At 58.9% G+C, this 18,070-nt stretch carries 15 protein-coding genes; 9 read left to right on the plus strand and 6 right to left on the minus strand.

The window, feature by feature from the left end; all coding sequences use genetic code 11:
- The first annotated feature begins 12 nt into the window (after positions 1-12).
- From dapF to ENH71_RS01755, 7 genes are all read left to right on the plus strand, one after another.
- A complete protein-coding gene (gene dapF, locus ENH71_RS01725) occupies positions 13-888 on the plus strand; it encodes a diaminopimelate epimerase (protein ID WP_414704696.1) in 876 nt (291 codons plus the stop codon).
- Between the two features lie 45 nt (positions 889-933).
- On the plus strand, positions 934-1,632 hold the full coding sequence (locus ENH71_RS01730; RefSeq protein WP_294132808.1) for a DUF484 family protein: 699 nt from the start codon (positions 934-936) through the stop codon (positions 1,630-1,632).
- A 63-nt stretch (positions 1,633-1,695) separates the two neighbouring features.
- Positions 1,696-3,126, plus strand: coding sequence for a HAMP domain-containing sensor histidine kinase (locus tag ENH71_RS01735; protein ID WP_294132807.1), 1,431 nt, complete (start codon positions 1,696-1,698; stop codon positions 3,124-3,126).
- The gene (locus tag ENH71_RS01740) at positions 3,123-3,500 is read left to right on the plus strand and encodes a hypothetical protein (protein ID WP_294132805.1); all 378 of its coding nucleotides are present in this window, start codon (positions 3,123-3,125) and stop codon (positions 3,498-3,500) included. The genes ENH71_RS01735 and ENH71_RS01740 overlap by 4 nt, the downstream gene beginning before the upstream one ends.
- Positions 3,493-4,854, plus strand: a complete 1,362-nt coding sequence (locus ENH71_RS01745) for a sigma 54-interacting transcriptional regulator (protein ID WP_294132802.1) — start codon at positions 3,493-3,495, stop codon at positions 4,852-4,854. The genes ENH71_RS01740 and ENH71_RS01745 overlap by 8 nt, the downstream gene beginning before the upstream one ends.
- Before the next feature lie 446 nt (positions 4,855-5,300).
- A complete protein-coding gene (locus tag ENH71_RS01750; RefSeq protein WP_294132799.1) occupies positions 5,301-9,566 on the plus strand; it encodes a glycosyltransferase in 4,266 nt (1,421 codons plus the stop codon).
- Entirely contained in the window at positions 9,563-10,414 is an 852-nt protein-coding gene (locus ENH71_RS01755; protein WP_294132793.1) for a phytanoyl-CoA dioxygenase family protein, read from the plus strand. The genes ENH71_RS01750 and ENH71_RS01755 overlap by 4 nt, the downstream gene beginning before the upstream one ends.
- A 21-nt stretch (positions 10,415-10,435) precedes the next feature.
- On the opposite strand, the gene ENH71_RS01760 is transcribed toward ENH71_RS01755, so the two are convergent.
- The 6 genes from ENH71_RS01760 to ENH71_RS01785 all read right to left on the minus strand — a co-directional run bounded on the left by ENH71_RS01760 (position 10,436) and on the right by ENH71_RS01785 (position 16,002).
- Positions 10,436-11,398 carry a glycosyltransferase family 2 protein gene (locus ENH71_RS01760; protein ID WP_294132791.1) on the minus strand — a complete coding sequence of 321 codons (963 nt, stop codon included), beginning with the start codon at positions 11,396-11,398 and terminating at the stop codon, positions 10,436-10,438.
- A complete protein-coding gene (locus tag ENH71_RS01765) occupies positions 11,395-12,303 on the minus strand; it encodes a glycosyltransferase family 2 protein (protein ID WP_294132789.1) in 909 nt (302 codons plus the stop codon). Before ENH71_RS01765 ends, ENH71_RS01760 begins: the two co-directional genes overlap by 4 nt.
- A gap of 59 nt (positions 12,304-12,362) precedes the next feature.
- A complete protein-coding gene (locus ENH71_RS01770; protein WP_294132787.1) occupies positions 12,363-12,893 on the minus strand; it encodes a hypothetical protein in 531 nt (176 codons plus the stop codon).
- 79 nt (positions 12,894-12,972) lie between these two features.
- Positions 12,973-15,114 carry a hypothetical protein gene (locus ENH71_RS01775; RefSeq protein WP_294132785.1) on the minus strand — a complete coding sequence of 714 codons (2,142 nt, stop codon included), beginning with the start codon at positions 15,112-15,114 and terminating at the stop codon, positions 12,973-12,975.
- Complete coding sequence (locus tag ENH71_RS01780) at positions 15,101-15,502, minus strand: response regulator transcription factor (RefSeq protein WP_294132782.1); 402 nt, start codon at positions 15,500-15,502, stop codon at positions 15,101-15,103. The genes ENH71_RS01775 and ENH71_RS01780 overlap by 14 nt, the downstream gene beginning before the upstream one ends.
- Positions 15,499-16,002 (minus strand): response regulator, encoded by a 504-nt coding sequence (locus ENH71_RS01785; protein WP_294132778.1) that lies wholly within the window; start codon positions 16,000-16,002, stop codon positions 15,499-15,501. The genes ENH71_RS01780 and ENH71_RS01785 overlap by 4 nt, the downstream gene beginning before the upstream one ends.
- 173 nt (positions 16,003-16,175) lie before the next feature.
- Between ENH71_RS01785 and gshB the strand changes: the two genes are divergently transcribed.
- Both gshB and ENH71_RS01795 read left to right on the plus strand, forming a co-directional pair.
- Complete coding sequence (gene gshB / locus ENH71_RS01790) at positions 16,176-17,126, plus strand: glutathione synthase (protein WP_294132776.1); 951 nt, start codon at positions 16,176-16,178, stop codon at positions 17,124-17,126.
- 23 nt (positions 17,127-17,149) lie between these two features.
- Positions 17,150-18,046 (plus strand): energy transducer TonB, encoded by an 897-nt coding sequence (locus ENH71_RS01795; RefSeq protein WP_294132773.1) that lies wholly within the window; start codon positions 17,150-17,152, stop codon positions 18,044-18,046.
- Positions 18,047-18,070 lie beyond the last annotated feature (24 nt).

Here is an 18,070-nt window from a genome sequence, read left to right on the forward strand (position 1 = left end):
AACAAAAGGCCTATGAACAGCAACCGGACACAAAACCTGAATCAGGACCAGCCGCTACGCGTGAATTTTACCAAGATGCACGGCCTTGGAAATGACTTTATGGTGATCGACCAGATCTCGCACCCGGTTGAACTGAGTGCGGAGCAGATCAGGCAACTGGGCAACCGTCACCGTGGCGTAGGGTTTGACCAGCTTCTGATCATTGCGCCACCGACGCGCCCGGACGCCGATTTCAGCTACCGCATCTTTAATGCCGATGGCAGCGAAGTTGAGCATTGTGGCAATGGCGCGCGCTGTTTTGCACGCTATGTGCTGGCGCGCGGTCTGATCGCCCGCGGCCCGATACGTGTGCAGACCCACAATCGTCTGCTCGAGCTGCATACCCACGATCAGTCACAGGTGAGTGTTGATATGGGGGAACCGGACTTTGCGCCAGCGTCCCTGCCGTTCTCTGCTGACGCACCGCTGGCAAGCTACCAGCTGGAGACTGAAACGCACGGCAGAGTCGAGTTTCAGGCTGTGTCCATGGGCAATCCCCATATGGTGCTGACGGTTGCCGACTGTGACCGGGCGCCGGTTGAGTCGCTGGGGCCGCTGCTGTGCACGCACGCGTTATTTGCGCAGGGTGTCAATGTTGGCTTCATGCAAATAGTGGATCGCGATACCATCCGGCTTCGCGTCTTCGAACGCGGTGCCGGCGAAACCGAAGCCTGCGGCACCGGCGCCTGTGCGGCGGTGGTCTGCGGTATCCAGGCAGGCAAACTCAATCACCAGGTGCGTGCCCTGCTCAACGGCGGCGAACTGACAATTGAGTGGGCGGGCGCCGGCAAGCCGGTTATCATGACCGGACCGGCGACGACCGTATTCGAAGGAACCGTGCATATCTGACAACGGCCAGCAACGGTATCAAGAACCATCAACGAGGCACAATGAATGAGTAGTGACGTTTCTTCCGCCAAAAAAGCAGCCACCGCGACCAAATCAGGATCAACCCTGACCGCCGATGAAGTAGCCTCGTACCTGAAGGCACATCCGGAATTTTTCGCCGATCGTGACAGCCTGCTGGCCGAACTGACGGTCCCGCACGAAAGCGGCAAAGCCATCTCTCTGCTTGAACGTCAGGTAAAGATATTGCGCGACCGCAGCATAGAATCCCGCCATACCCTCAATGGTTTGCTGGAGAATGCGCGCTACAATGACCAGTTGTTCAGTGTGACTCGCAACCTGATTCTTACCTTGCTGGAAGAAGACGATCTGGGTCAGTTGACAATGGTGACCGAATCCAGCCTGTCAACACAACCGGGCATTGATGCCTGTCGCCTGATCATTGTTGATACCAGCGACATTGCCAGCGAACTGCAGGACCGGTTCCCCTCATTACTGCGCAGCAAGCAGGTGCTGACGCAGACGCTGGACAAGGACACCTCGTCACTGTTATTCCCGGACACCACGCCCGCCCTGCGCTCGGCGGCACTGTGCCCGGTGACGCACAACAACAGCCTGCTGGCAGTGCTGGCCATTGGCAATCATGCGCAGGATTATTTCACAGACGATCTGGACACTCTGTTTCTGGATTTTATTGCTGAAGTTCTGGGCACATTGATCAGCCGACTGACCACGCCGACACCATAACAGTAACGCTGCGGTGGCGGCGAACCAGGCACCGGGCAGTCGGCACAGGAAGGTGACCCGTACATGTTGTTTCGTACCCGCTCGATATTGCAATTAACGATACTGGGTTTCCTGCTGGTGGCGGCGCTGTTGATTTCAGCACTGGTTATCAGCGCGCAACAGCTCGACACCCTGACTACTTCCGGGCAAGTGACTGTCAACCAGTCCGCCAATGCCATGCGCGCCAGCCGCGAACTGATTGAACACAGTGGCGCTCTGGAGCGCAGTGCACGACAATTTCTTATTTTGCGCGACCCGGCACTTCTTGAAGTCTACGACGACCGCCGTGAAGCTCTGCACAATACTCTGAGGCAATTGCTGGCCCTGGGCAATGATACCGCCATTGCCGGGCAGGCGGCACTGCTGCGCGACATAGAGATGCAAGCCTACGATGAGCTCAATGCGGCAACCTCGGAAACCGGTTTTGAATACCCCCGCCTGCTGGAAACCGCCTATGAACTGACCCGACTGACCTCGGCCTGGGTCGACAACAGAGCAGCACAGCTGCGGGATCAGACCGCGGCCAGCCAGCGTGCACTGAACATCCGTACGCTGCTGCTGGTGTGCACCGCACTGCTGCTGGCAGTGCTCTTTGTGGCCCTCATCACCCGTCCGCTGCGCCAGCTCGACCGGGCGATCAAGGATCTGGGCAGTGGTAGTTACGAACGCAAAATCGAAATCGGTGGCCCCAGCGATCTGCAACTATTAGGCTCACGCCTTGACTGGCTGCGCGATCGCCTGCAGCAGCTTGAACAGCAACGCAGCGAATTTTTGCGCCATGTATCACACGAGCTGAAGACGCCGCTGGCCGCCATGCAAGAGAGCGCCGCGCTGATGTCGGATGGCATTGCCGGCCCGGTTAACGAGGAACAAAAAACCCTCATTGCCATTCTCAGCAATAATTGTCAGCGCCTGCTCGGTCTGATTGAGGGCCTGTTGCGACACAACGCGGACAGCTTCGCGATTGTCGATGCACCGCCCGAAGCCATCAAACTGACCGATATGGTCAGCGACGTTGTCCGCGCCCATCAGGCACCGGCGCGAACCGCAGGCATCACGCTGGACACACAACTGGACAAGGTAGCCCTCAGCGGCGACCGGGAGCGAATCCGCGTGATCGTGGATAATCTGTTAAGCAATGCGATTAAATTTTCACCACAAGGAGGCACAATTCGTATTGCGCTTACGCGCGACGGTGACTATGTTCATATCGATGTCGAGGATGAGGGGCCTGGCGTGCCGGATGCGGAGCTGGAGCAGATATTTGCGCCATTCTTTCAGGGCAGTGCCCAGCCCCGCGAGCATTACCACTGCACCGGCCTGGGCCTGGCCATTGCCAGGGAGTACGCTGAGCGTAGCGGTGGTAAACTCACTGTTATCAACAACACGACCAGACACGGCGCCTGTTTCAGACTGTCCCTGCCGAGACGCTGGCAAAGGAACATTCAAGCATGATGCGTTTACTGAGCATGACCGCACTCACAGCCGTGCTGGCTGCCTGCCAGACTTTCGAGTCCGGTCCGGACCACAACGATGCGCTGACCCGCCTGGTGGTTTTTCACCAGGGCCTGGATCAACTTGGCGATGCCCAGCTGGCGCTGGCCGTCGACCAGACCCGGGCGCTGTTGCCATCAGGTACAGAGGCACCGGCAGAGACGCTGCTGCGACTGCTGATACTGGATTCACATGCGCAGCTACGCGAACTGCAGCAGATGCACGAGGCACAGTTGCAACAGATTGACGAGCTTAATACCCAAATCGAGGCGTTGACCGCGATCGAACAACAGATCAACCGCCGCGGCCAACTGCAGGAGTCAGGAAATGAGTGAAAAACCAAGAATCCTGCTGGTCGACGATGACCAGGACCTGCTGCATCTGATTCGTATGCGCCTGCAGGCCAACGGCCTCGACGTCAGTGCGGTCAATTCAGCAGAAAAGGCCATCAGTGAGCTCAGCCGTTATCGCCCGAATGTCGTCATTACTGACCTGCGCATGCCGGGCATGGACGGCATGGCGCTGTTTGAGTCCATACAGGAGCGCTTCCTGCAATTGCCCGTGATCATTCTAACGGCCCATGGCACCATCCCGGATGCCGTGGCCGCTGTACAGCAAGGGGTTTTCAGTTACCTGGTGAAACCCTTCGATGCTGCCATTCTGCTGGACAAGATCCGGCAAGCGCTAAGCCAAAGTTGTCCGCAGGATGATCAGGGCGTCGACGACGGCGAAAGCTGGCGACAGGACATCGTCTCCTGCAGCCAAAGTATGGAAACCTTGTTGCAGCAAGCCAGGGCCGCCGCGCGCACCGATGTCAGCGTGTTGATTCAAAGCGAGACCGGCACCGGCAAGGAATTGCTGGCAAAGGCTATTCACCGCGCCAGCAATCGTCGCGACGCAGCCTTCATGACACTGAACTGCGCTGCGATCCCGGAGACACTGCTGGAGTCAGAGTTGTTCGGTCACGCAGCTGGTGCCTTTACCGGGGCCGGCAAAGCCACAGCGGGATTGTTCAAGGCGGCAGACAAAGGCACCGTATTCCTTGATGAGATTGGTGACATGCCACTGAACGCACAGGCAAAACTGTTGCGGGTACTGGAACAGGGCGATGTCAGGCCGGTGGGTTCAACGGAAACCGTCAAGGTGGATGTGCGCATCCTGTCGGCAACCCACCACGATCTGCACGAAAAAGTCCGTGCAGGTAGCTTCCGCGAAGATCTGTTTTATCGCCTCAACGTCATTACCCTGGAGCAGCCCCCGCTGGCGGCCAGGTGCGAGGACATACCCTTGCTGGCCAATCATTTCGCTCACCAACTCAGTGAGCGTCATGGCCGCGAGGGTGGCGTGCATTTTGCGCCAGAAGCCATGGAGCTGATGGTCAGCGCCCCATGGCCCGGCAATGTCCGGCAACTGCTCAATGTTGTCGAGCAGTGCGTAGTGCTCAGCCCGCAGAGTCTGATCCCGCGCCAACTGGTAGAGCGCGCCCTGCGCTTCAAGCCGCAGAAGCTGCTCAACATGAACGATGCCCGTGACCAGTTCGAACATGACTATCTGATCCGTCTGCTCAACCTGGCGGAAGGCAATATCGCACTGGCAGCCCGACTTGCCGAACGCAATCGCAGTGAATTCTACAACCTTCTGAAGCGGCACAACCTGGACCCGGACCAGTTCCGCAAGCCCGCTGACTGAGTTCCTGCCAGCCTGAATCCCGGATGTCGGGTTTACCCGACACCCGAATAGCTGTTAAATCAGACACTTGGCAGACACCACCGCAAAGTGTCGGCCAATCCCGACAGCGCATACCCCTCTTTACTACCCGTACCACTTCAAGCTGTTGTTTTTATTAATTTAAAATTCCTGGCACAGAACCTGCTAACTCTTGATAGCGGAACAATCCACGATTGTTTCCCCGCTTTAAACCCGCAAGTAGTCTGCTAAGGCTCGCAGCCAGGATGCATTGAAGGGGCCTGTACCTACACCTTTCTTAGAAGTCCGGCTGTTTTGACCCCCGGGAAACCGGGGGTTTTTTTTACCTGCCAGAAACACACGCCACAACCACTGTTGCGCGACTTCACGCCGACTGCCATAACTCGGTACAATGCAGCTCCTGCAAACGCTTTACGACAGTTCAAAGGATGACCGCCATTAAACGCACAGACGCCACGCCGCTGGTTTCCATCATCTGCCGCACCATGAGTCGCAACAGTCTGCACGATACGCTGCGATCAGTGCTGAATCAGGACTGGCCCGCGCTGGAACTGGTGCTGGTGGATGCGGCCAATGTCGGCGCCAATGCACTTGCCGACACCGCAATAAAAATTTCGCAGACCAGCCATGTCTCGCTGAACATCGTCAGTACCGGCTCTACACTGGCCCGGCCACAGGCAGCCAACGCCGGTCTGTCGGCCGCAACCGGCAGCTATCTGCTGTTTCTGGACGATGATGACTGGATTGCCGCCGACCATATCAGTCACCTGGTGACGCTGGCCCAAAAGCACAACGATCATCAGGTGATCTACAGTGCCACACAGAAAACCGATACCGACGGCAGTCTGCTGGATGAAATCATAGCAGTGCCGTTTGACCGCACCGTGCTTCGTCGCGACAACTTCATTCCGATACATGCCGCACTGTTCTCTGCGGCGCTGCGCGACACCGGCTGCCGGTTCGATGAAACACTGGACGTTTACGAAGACTGGGACTTCTGGTTGCAGTGTGCGGAACAGACTGATTTTTTGCTGGACGACCACATCGGCGCCTTTTATCGCATGGGCGGTGATTCGGAAACCATGCTCACCGAGCACCAGGCACGTTATCAACCCGATCATCCCATGGCGCAGGCACGCGCAAAACTGCTCGACAAATGGAAATCACGCTGGACTGGTGCCCAATGGAATGCTGTGCTCGGGCTGGTCGACCAGACGCCTCTGGTGCATTCCCTGCACACGGATCTGGGACTGGCGCACCAACAGTTGCACGAACAGCAGCAAACACTGACACTGACGCAACAGCAACTGACAGAGCAACAACTGCAACTGACCGGCCTGCGGAGCAGCCACGAAGAACTGAAAGCCTCCCACCAGGAAGTGCTGGAAGAATACCGACACCTGCAGGCGGCCCATATTGAACTCAACCTGGCACACCAGGCCTTGGACCAGGGCGTGCGGGAGATTCTGTCCTCCTTCTCCTGGCGTGTCACTGCGCCCTATCGCTGGACCCGCCGGCGGCTGACCGACGCGCTGTCCGGGGCACTGCATCGACACCGGCGTCAGCAGACCAGGACATCACCGCCCGAAACGACGGCCGACAACCCGCTGCTTTGCGGTATCGTCAGCCCGGCCAGCGACAACCTGGCCTTCAGCACGACCCTGACCATGCAGGCCTGGGCCTGGTCACCCGCACCGCTGCAGACAATAGAGATACTGATAGATGGCAGACTGCATGACAGGGTCGAGCCGCTGCCACAGCACCAACACCCGGAGGACGCCCAACGCATTGGTTTTGCCCGTGCCATCGACACCAGCGACCTGAGCCCGGGCGAACACGTCATTGCCCTGATTTGCACCGACAGCGATGGTCATCGCGCCGAGTGCCAGCGCCGCTTTGTCAGTCAACAGGCACAGACCCTGTATTCACGCTGGCGCCAGCAGCAGATCACGCTTCCCACAATCACCACACAACCCAAAACCGATTTTCACGTGCTGCTGCGGGCGCCCTCTGATATCAGCGCAGATCCGCAAGCAAGCGACGCCCTGCTGGCCACGCTGGACAGCCTGGGCGAGCAGAATCTGGCAACACTGCCGCAGGTGCACTGGCGCTGTAGTGTCATCAGCGACGCAGCAGATCACACGGCGCTGCAGAATCTGCTGGCAAACCACCACACGCGGAAGCGGGTACGACTGCTTACGGACCAGGCCGGTTTTACCCCGGACCCGGACAGCGTAGTGTCCTTGCTGCAGGCGGGCGATGCACTGCATCCCGATTGCCTGGCCAATGTCGCCGCCGCCTGGCAAGCGTCCACGCAATTGCTATACACCGACCATGATCACCGGGACGCCGCTGGCCGGTTCCGCAATCCCTGGTTTACCTTTGCCTGGTCGCCCGCGCTATTGCTCAGCCAAAACTATATTGGTGGCGTCTATTTTGTCAGAGCCGACCTCGTGCCAGCGATAAGCCTGAACACTCCCGCCTGGCGCTATGACTGCCTGCTGCGATTGCAGGGACAACTTGATCCTGCCAGAGTGACACGTATCCCACGCGTGTTATGGAGCGAACCCGGGCACGACGAAAACAGCAATGTTATTGCGCAGGCGGAACTCGATGTACTTCGCGCGCACATGAGCTTGCATGACAATCAGGTCAACGTTCCCTGGCCGCAGGCTATCGACATCCGCCATACCGTCCATCCGATGCCAACGCCGGCACCCCGGGTGTCCATCGTCATCCCGACCACCGGCAATATGCGGTTCCTCAAGCCCTGTCTGGATACACTGGCCACCACTGATTACCCGGACATGGAAATCATCATCCTGGACAACAGTCGCGGCAAACACCCGAAGGGTATCGACTATGCCCGCCAGGCGGGTGCCGTCGTTGTCGATTGTGACGAAGCCTTCAACTGGTCCCGTCTCAATAACAAGGGTGTGGATCATAGTTCGGGTGATATCCTGCTGTTCCTGAACGATGATATCGAAATAGTACAGAACGACTGGCTGCAGGAGCTGGTGCGACAGGTGTTGCAGGAAGGCGTCGCCACGGTTGGATGTTTGTTGCTCTATCCCAACGGCGCCATTCAGCACGGCGGCGTATTTCTGGTTGACCACGGTGGCGGTGCGCGCCACCTGTTCCACAAACAGTTGCCCGGTGCCGGCATTTATCAGCGACTGGACAAGAGTGTACGTGAAGTATCGGCCAGTACCGGCGCCTGCCTGATGATTCGTCGGGACCGGTTCGAACAACTGGGACGCTTCGACGAAGAATTGTCGATTGTCGGCAATGACATCGATCTGTGTCTGCGCGGGCTGGAAGCGGGCTTGCGCAATATCTGGACCCCTCACAGCGTACTGATTCACCACGAAAGTGTCAGCCGGCAGAGCAAACCCATCGGCAAAGACGAAAAAACCATGTGGCGGCGCTGGGGGCATCGCTTCCGGATGGGCGACCCCTACTACAACCCCTCGCTCAGCCTGTTGCGCGAAGACTGCGCACTGGCTACTCAGACTCCGCCTGCGGGCGTGCACGCAACCACCACCACCCGCAGCAGCGGCGAGCATGGCGTCAACCTGATTGCCTATATCCGCGCCAGCATGGGTGTGGGTGAGGCCGCACGTGGCAATGCCGCCGCTCTGCAGGCGTCAGGCCGACCATTTGGCATTATCAACTATGAACGCGGCAACCCATCACGCATGGACAATCTGCGCTGGCAGCACAAGGAAATTGCCAAACCACAATTCAATATCAACCTGCTGCACATCAATGCTGACCATATCCCCGTGGTCATGAAAGATCTGGGCCGGGCCTGGTTCAAGGATCGCTATAACATCGGCTTCTGGGCTTGGGAAATGCCGGAGTTCCCGGATCAGTGGCTGGCCAGTTTCGATTTGCTCGACGAAATATGGGTGCCATCAACCTATGTTAATCAGGCTGTGGCCGCCAAATCGCCGGTGCCGGTTATCACCATCCCCCATGTCATCGACATGGATATGGACGCTGCGCAACGTTATCCGCGTGAACACTTTGGCATCGACCCGCAGGCCTTTGTGTTTATCAGCATGTTCGACACTCACAGCATTGCCCAGCGCAAGAACCCATTCGGCTCCATCCGCGCCTTCCAGCAGGCGTTTGCCGCGGACGATCGGGCGGTACAGCTGGTCATCAAGGTCAACAACGCCGATGCCGCCAGCACCGCAGTGCTGCGCGACTGCATTGGTGATTATCAAAACATTCTGGTACTTGACCAGCACTTTGACCGCAGCCAGATAGACTCACTGATAAACTGTATCGACTGCTATGTCTCCCTGCATCATGCCGAAGGTTTTGGCCTGGGCCCGGCCGAAGCCATGGCGCTGGGCAAGGTGGCGCTGCTGACTGACTGGTCGGGCAACACCGAATACATGACCACCGACAACTGTGTCCCCATCAGGTACACCCTGAAGACACTCGGTAAAGACTATGGTCCCTATGAAGCGCATCAACACTGGGCGGTGGCCGACATCGAACATGCGGCACAGGAAATGCGGGACCTGGCCGGCAACCCGACCCGGGTCGCCGCTCTTGGTGAGCGCGCCAGCACAACAATCGCAGAGACCCTGTCAGCGCAGGCCATTGGCGAGCGCATGCGAATGCGCCTGCAGAGTATCGAACGCATAGCATCGACACGAAGCAAAAGGAATCAGGTATGAGTGCAGCACAACACAAGGCAGGTTTTTTATCGCCGGAGCAGATTGATCAGTTTCACCGGGACGGCTATATCATTGCCGATTTTGGTTTCTCAGACGAAGATATTGAGTCGCTGAAAGCGGCATTGCATCCGTGTTACAACCCGGAGCACCTGCAAGCACCCAGCTTTGGCGCCCGCATTCAGGATGCCTGGAAGTTCATACGTGAAGCACACACTGTGGCTACCAACGCCAATGTATTGTCGGCACTGGAACAGCTTTACGGGCGACGGCCGCTGCCGTTTCAGACCCTGAATTTTCCGGTGGGCACCCAGCAACGCACGCACTCGGACACCATCCATTTCAACAGCCAGCCCGCCGGCCTGATGGCCGGAGTCTGGGTGGCGCTGGAAGATATTGACGACAACAATGGCCCGCTGGAGTATTACCCGGGCTCGCATCTGTTGCCCGAAATTACCATGCAGGATGCCGGGCTGGAGGCGGGTTATCAGAACTACGGCGACTACGAAGACTTTATCGCGCAGCACGTCAGCAAATCCGGCATTGCGCCGACGTTCGGGCTGATGCCCAAAGGCCATGCCCTGATCTGGCATGCCAATTTATTGCACGGCGGATCACAGCAGAAAGATCCGCGACGCACCCGCCATTCCCAGGTGACGCACTACTTCTTTGAAGGTTGTCAGTATTACACACCCATGCACAGTACGCCGGACAAGCTGGCATACCGCAAGCCGGAGTGGATCAAACCCGGCGAATGGCAACCCAGCAAACAACCCAGTCCAGAGACCATGGCAACCATGTCGCCGCTGGCAAGAAAAATTGCCGCGCTACGTAACCGGCTCGGGTTCTGACACGCCAGCCCTTGCCGCCGATCAAAATAAACGCAGAGCTCTGAACAGCAGACGCTGCCGCCATAGGCCGGCACGCGGCAGCGCGATGATGCGACGACAGACGAATCGCTGTGCTGCCGTAATCTCGCTACCGTGCCGCTGCATAAAGGCAGCTGTCTGTGCAGCCATGTCTTCGAAGGCTTGCTGTTTGCCGGGCGACTGACGCGTTTTCAACAGCTCACGCAGGAAAACGCCGGACGCTGCCGAACTTGTATGCGACCTGGCACCAATGGTATTGCTGTCATGCTGCCGATAGTCCACCATTGGCGCGTCCAGATACACACGGCGCCCGAAGGCGCTGGCCACCAGGGACAACCACCAGTCATGCATGACCGCCCCGGCCGGCACCGGTAACGCCTTGCGTATCAGCGCCAGGTTCATCACCGCGGTGCAACCGGTCAGGGTATTACTCAGCAGTTGTGCGGACAGTGACGAGCGCGTTGGTCGCAGGCCCTGGTAGGACATGAATGATTCGGCCATGGTTTTGCCCAGCGCGTCCACCACACGCAGATCACTGTGCACCAGAACCGGCGTTGCGGTGTCGCCGTTCTCGACTGCCAGCAAGGCAGCCAGACCACGCTGCAGTTTATCTGCGTGCCAGATATCATCCTGGTCAGCCAATGCGATATAGGGCTGACTGCCGGGTATCGATACGGCCTCGCTCTCAGCCACTCGCATCAATGCCGAGAAATTACCGGCAGCACCCAGATTTCCCGCCTCATCTTCAAGCAGTCGAATGCAATCGGGGTACCGCGCCGCGTAGTCCCGCAATAACGCAAGCGAGTTATCCGTGGAAGCATCGTCGCGGCACAGCAGCAATACCCTGATGTTATCGCCAGCCGCCGGTTGCCATTGCTGCGCCAGTATCGAATCAAGCTGTTCAGAAAGATACCTGGCGCCATTATACACAGGCAGCAGGACCAGAATTGTACATGGCGGCGTCATTCCAGCTCCCTGGCATCATGCATACCGCGTCGTATCTGCAGCCAGTACTCGCGCCGCTGCGGCGACGCCAACAACAGCCACAAGGATTTCAGCAGGAAACGCACACAGTCGCGCAGTTTCCAGCTCAGCGGCGCATAAGCCTGGCGGTACAGATGCAAACGATTACGGGTTGAGTAATAACTGCGCAGGGGGCTGTGCTGGACTATCCAGCCAGCCTTTACCAACGCACTGGTGCCGGGTTCACCAATCGCATGCAACAGGGTTGCCGCATCGGTACCGAACAGGGCAAAACCCCTGGCGCGGGCGCGGAAACACCACTCCAGATCGATGTTGTCGATGAAATAGCTGTCCTTCATGTGTCCGATGCGACGCAGAGCCGTTTGCGAAAACAGACAACCCGAGGAGATCAGAAAGTCCGCCTGAAACAGATCCCCGGTACCGGCGACGGCCTGGTCGGAGCGGCGCCACCAGCGGAACAACCTGAAAGGAGTGCGACGCTGACTGACCGGATCCTGCAGCCGTGGCCCCACGGCCGCCACCGGCACGCTGCTGACCGCCTCAGCCTGACGCCAGGCCGCCAGCATGCCGGCACAAAAACCATCGGTCAGCGCACTGTCCTGATCAAACAGGAAAACCAGCTCATAGTTACTGTCATGCGCCTGTTGCAGCCCGGCATTCATCGCCGTGGCCAGCCCCTTGTTGTCAGGCCAGCGCAGCAACGTAACAGCAGTCAGTGATGACACCAGGGATTCGAGCTGGTTGGCGTTAGCGGAACCATTGTCGACCACAATAACATCGCAGGACTGTGCCGTCAGTTGCGCCAGTAACGACAGCAGCACATCAAGGTCAGGCTGCCAGGTCACCACCACGGCACAGAGCTCTCGGCGGGCACTGTAATCTGTCATTGCTGATTCCATGCATGACTCCGGATGCCGGCTGTCAGACCATTGTTGCGCCGACGGGATCAGGCCGGTGCGTCAACGACCGTTTGCGCGGGCACATCAGGTGGCACCGGCAGGCTGGCCGCGCCGCCGCGTTGCAGACGCACCAGATAATACAGGATGGAGGCGACACCGACCATCAGGCCGGCCACCACACCGGCATCCACCAGCCCACGCCAGGGTTGCGGCAGCATGCGCACCAGGAAAACAAAAAACAGGATCATGGATGTCAGAGCCACAGACAGCAGTCTGCGCCGTGTGGTGGCATGTATGTAACCCATACAGTACAGCGGCGCCAGCAGCACATGCAGAGGACGCGGGTGCCGCGCCAGATATTCGGCACGCACCACAACACGCGGCGCGAATGCCAGATGGAAGCCTTTATAGCCCTCAGCCCATACCATGTACAGCAACCAGCCCAACGCCAGCCCCCAGTGCCAGACAGTCAGCGGATAGTCCCCCACTGCCAGCGCAACACCGCCCAGGCGCACAATCGCGAATGTCAGCAACAGCACAATACCGCCGACACCCCAGATAAATCCGAATGTTCTCACAGACAATAAGCTCTCAGAAAAGCAGTAAGGCTCCCCAATCGGAGCATTTGCGTGAATCCAGCGAGCATTATAGCCGCTTTCACCCCTGCGACGCATCCGGCGCGGTGCCATAGTCAGCCTGACGCCGCATAATTTCTTCCTGGCTGCGCAACAGCTCCAGCAACAACACCCGGATGCTGTCCAGATCGTGCTGCTGCCGCAACAGTTTGCGCAGTCGTCTGTTGCCCGCCAGACACAATTGCCAGGGGTCTTTGGTCTGGCCCGCCGGGCGCTCACTGACAACGGTGGCATGGTCATTGGCAACAGTCCGGCCCTGCGCGGTACCGAACCGGCTGCTCCCGCGCCAGCGCTCCAGGCAACCATAGAGGGTATTGATCATGCGGCGGGCATTGCCCGGCGCCTGCCAGGCTGCGGCCTGATCCAGCATCCGGCAAAGACTGCGATGAGCGCGGGGTAATGCCTTGCCAATGTCGGCCGCTGCAGCAAAGGCCGGACAGGCCAGCATAACCTCGTATACCTCGATCAGCACCAATACCAGTGACTCGATACGCTGCACGTTCAGAATATGCGCACCTTTCAACAACAGCCGCAGGTCGCGCAACACCTCCTGCGGCGGGAACCCGGCTCGACACTCGCCCCCGTCCATGGCAGGCAGGCAATGCAATTCTGTGGCCAGCACCTGCGGCACAGAAGCGCCGGCAAAGTCCTGCTGTGCCGCATCCAGGTCCAGAGTCAGCCGCTGCCAGTGGCGTTGTGCCCGCAGATTAAGTCGCGCCGCCAGCAGCAGGGTATCCGGCAGCAGGTCCGTGGCATCCGGGCCGGATTCGCGGCACCACCGGTGCGTCAACCGGTGCAGCAATTCCAGTAGCCGGTGCTGATCTTCATCCGTCACCACTGAACGCTGCAAACAGTGATCAACGCTGGTATGAAGACTGGCAATCAGGGTGTCCCACTCGCTCAGCGCTGGGTGCTGGCAGCAACTGATCTCGTTGTCCACGCCGCCGCCCGGCAACCGAAGACACACCAACAGGCGATACAGGCGCAGACTGACCGCCGCCCAGTCCACCGCCGCGTGGGTCCGGTCAGCGATAACGGCCGACACGGCCTGCATCGACGTCGATACCACGTCGAATAATGCCGCCCATGGGTTATCCTGCCCCGGCATGCCGACTCTGACACCGGTGCTGTCACTATCCTGCGGCACGCTGCCCGGCACAACCACCGGCAACGGGTCCATCGTCAGCACCACGGCATGGCGCAGACACTCGCGGAGCCGTTGCCGAGCAACCTCGCCGGCACCCGAACGCTGCTGCGCCTGCGCCGCCGACACGATCAGGCCCTGACAATGCCACCTGATAACGTCAGGTGAGCGTCCGGGGTATTGCATGCAATCCAGAGCCAGCACCGCACCTGCCAGCAACTGGAGTTGCCACAGCAGCGCAGGCATGGCGTCTCCGGTTGTCACGCGACAACAACCATCAAGACATCTTTCCAGCTCACGCCTGAATAGCACCGGCATCCCCGGTCCGGTGTTGTCCGGCGACAGTGCCAGAGACTTTTTCGGGGGCTGGTCCAGAGATTTTGCCAGAACCTGTTCCAGCGCCAGCAACCAGCGCAGCAGTTCCCGGACCGACCTGTCTGGCGCAAAACCGGAGTGTGTGGTCACGTCACGCAAAAATTGAGTGACACCAGCCAGCGTCCTGCAATCGATGCATGATTGCTGAAACCACTGCGATTCCGCTTTTTTTTCTCCGGCCCCGGTCGCCAGACTGTCAATACTGGCGCTGACACGGTCAAGCAGCAGTTGCCGCAATAAATCATCCGCGGCTTCCGCTTGCCAGGCGTCACGGCAGCGGCCCACACCCGTCAGTATCCGGCGATCACGACTGACACCGGTTGCGGTCTGCAACCGCTGCCAGTCCTGACACAGATCCAGACATAGCGCGGCATTGCTGCCATCCGTCAGAAAACGACTGGCTGCCGCGAGGCGGTTAAACAGCATGGTCAGGCTGTCTGTTTTGGCTGCGTTCAGGCTTTTTCCGGCGCTCAGGCTGATTTCGGCGCCCAGGCTGTTTCCCACGCTCAGGCTGTTTCCCGCGCTCAGGCTGCCTCCCGCGCTCAGGCTGTCCGCGGATGACAGTACCAGTGTCTGGATGTCATTCAGCAACGTGTCCAGACTGAGCTGCAGAGCCCGCTGCGGTGTCAGCTCACGCCGGCTCACGACGAGACGCTCCCTGACTGTCAGCCACGATGTCCTGCAAACGGGCACATAACTGATCAATACCACCTGCTCGCGACGCCAGATGCAGGATGCCACGGGAGCGGGCCCACAGGCGGTCGGCCACATCATTGCGCTCACTGAGCAACACCACAATGCCGTAACCCCGGGACTGCAGCCAGGCGGCGACACTGAAGCCATTGCCATGTTCACGGACCAGTTCGACGATGCTCAGCTCTGGCCGCCAGGCCGCCCCATCCTCTCGCCGAAGCTGGCGCACACCGGCCAGGTCGGCTGCCTGCCGTGTGCGAAACCCGTGTTTCTGCAGAGCATCGCACAAAACCTGTCGCGCGCGGGTGTCTTCATCCACGACCAGCACTGTTGTGGTCACCGGGCTTTTTCTCGAACAGGTTCTCGAACAGGTTCTCGAGCAGGTTCTCGGGCAGGCTCGCCAACGGTGTCAACGACAGGGTCTGCTTGCCGGGGACGCACCTGTGCCAGAGCCTCCTGCAATTCAGCGAGCCGGAACGGCATATGCAGACAGCCATCGGCACCTGCCAGCTCGGCGCGCACCTCGTCCAGCAGGTTGTGCTCATCACCCATCAGTATTATCGTCAGATTTTTAAAGTCCGGGCATTGCCGCACCAGCGAGCACACCTGAGTGCCGCTCAGTCGCGGCAGGGCACTGGCCACCAGCAACAGATCCGGCCTGAGCTCGGGCAAACGGCAAAGCACATCAAAACCATCATCGGCGGTGAGTACTTCCACCGCCTGCTGCGCCAGCAGGCCGGTCAGTTGTTCGCGCACATGAAGCCCGGTATCGGCCAGCAATACCCGAAACGGGCGCTGTGATGAAGACTGCCGGGGTCCAGTTTCTGCCAAAGCTGTCATGTTTGATCCTCCCTGATCAACACCGGTAAACAAGGCATGCCTCAAGGTTTTAGCACAAGGTGAAGACAGTTGCGCAAAGCAATCATGTTATGATGTCAGCACGCAACAGTAACCCTGAGCAGGGCTGCCCACAGGTGGCGCCTGACCAATAATTCCGGGCAAGAGGCTGAACCATGCACCTGAAAGTCGGCATCGTGATGGACCCCATCGCAAACATTTCCTACAAAAAAGATACCAGTCTGGCGATGCTGGTCGCGGCCCAGGAACGTGGCTGGGAGCTGCATTATATGGAGCAGGGCGATCTCTACCTGAGCGGCGATACCGCGATGGGGTGGATGCGCCCGCTGGAGGTGGCCTACGACCCGGACAACTGGTACCGCATGGGAGAGGCCGGCGAACGGCCTCTGGCCGACCTGGATGTGATCCTGATGCGCAAGGATCCGCCCTTCGACAGCAACTATGTCTACTCGACCTACTTGCTGGAACGCGCCGAAAAAGCCGGCACCCTGATCGTCAATAAGCCGCAGTCCCTGCGCGACTGCAACGAGAAGATGTTTGCCACCGAATTTCCGCAATGCTGCCCGCCACTGCTGGTGAGCAGCCGCGCCGACAAGCTCAGGGCCTTCCACAAAGAGCACGGTGATGTGATTTTCAAACCACTTGACGGCATGGGCGGCAGTTCCATTTTCCGCATCCGCCAGGATGACACCAACATCAGCGTGATCATTGAAATGCTCACCGCGCATGGTCGCAACCCCATCATGGCGCAGCGTTATATCCCCGAGATCGTCAAAGGCGACAAACGTATTCTGCTGATTGATGGCGACCCGGTACCTTACGCACTGGCGCGGGTGCCGGCCATCGGCGAAAGTCGCGGCAATCTGGCCGCCGGCGGCAGCGGCATCGCACAACCCCTGTCCGATCGCGACAAATGGATTTGTGCCCAGGTGAGAGAAAGTATCCGTGCCAAGGGTCTGTTGTTTGTCGGTCTGGACGTGATTGGTGATTACCTGACCGAAATCAACGTCACCAGCCCGACCTGTATCCGCGAACTCAATGCGGCCCATGACCTGGATATAGCCGGCGACCTGATGGACTGTATTGCCGGCAAACTGGCATCGTAATTAATCGCGGAAGCAGTGGATTGATGACAGCGGACAACACACAGCAGAGCCACAATAGTCAGGACAACGGGCTGGCCAAAGAGCGCTTTGGTTTTACCATCTTCCTGTCCGCCTGCCTGCACGTCATCATCATCGCGGGTGTCGGCTTCAGCTTTCTCAGTGAAAGCCGCAGTGTACCGGCCATCGAAATCACGCTGGCACAGTATCGCAGCGAGATGCCGCCGGAGCTGGCGGATTTTATTGCCCAGGAAAACCAGCTCGGCAGCGGCTCGATTGACGACACCGTGGCCCCCGCGACACCGGTGGAGTCGCAGTTTCACGACGAAATCATCCAGGAGGTACAACCGGTACCCTCGCCTGCTGCCTCGGCACAGCAAATGCAGGATGCACGCATACTGACCAGCACCGAAGCTGACGAACAGTTGCGCCAGCAAACCGAATCCCTGCAGCCCAACGACAGCAGTGTGATCTCGGAACATTCAACACCGCAGGATATTTCGCTGGCCATCGCCAGCCTGCAGGCACAGCTGGACGTACAGCAACAGGAGTACGCCAAACGGCCGCGACGCTACACAATTTCATCGGCCTCGACCCAGCAGCGACATGACGCCCTGTATCTGGACAACTGGCGCAAACGCATCGAACTGGTAGGCAATGAACACTACCCGCAACAGGCGCGACGTGACGAAATATTCGGCAGCCTGCGCATGCTGGTGTCGATACGCCCCAACGGCAGTGTGCAGGAGATCCGGATATTGCAGGGCTCCGGTCACCAGGTACTGGACCAGGCGGCGGTCGATATCGTGCGGCTGGCGGCGCCCTTCGATGAGTTCCCTGTCGAATTACGCGGTGAAGCCGATCTGCTGGAAATAATTCGCACCTGGCGCTTTCGTCCGGGCAATGCCTTCAGTAGCAACTGATAACACAACGGGAGTCTGCAACAT

Source organism: Pseudohongiella sp. (assembly GCF_011050365.1).
Lineage (GTDB): Bacteria > Pseudomonadota > Gammaproteobacteria > Pseudomonadales > Pseudohongiellaceae > Pseudohongiella.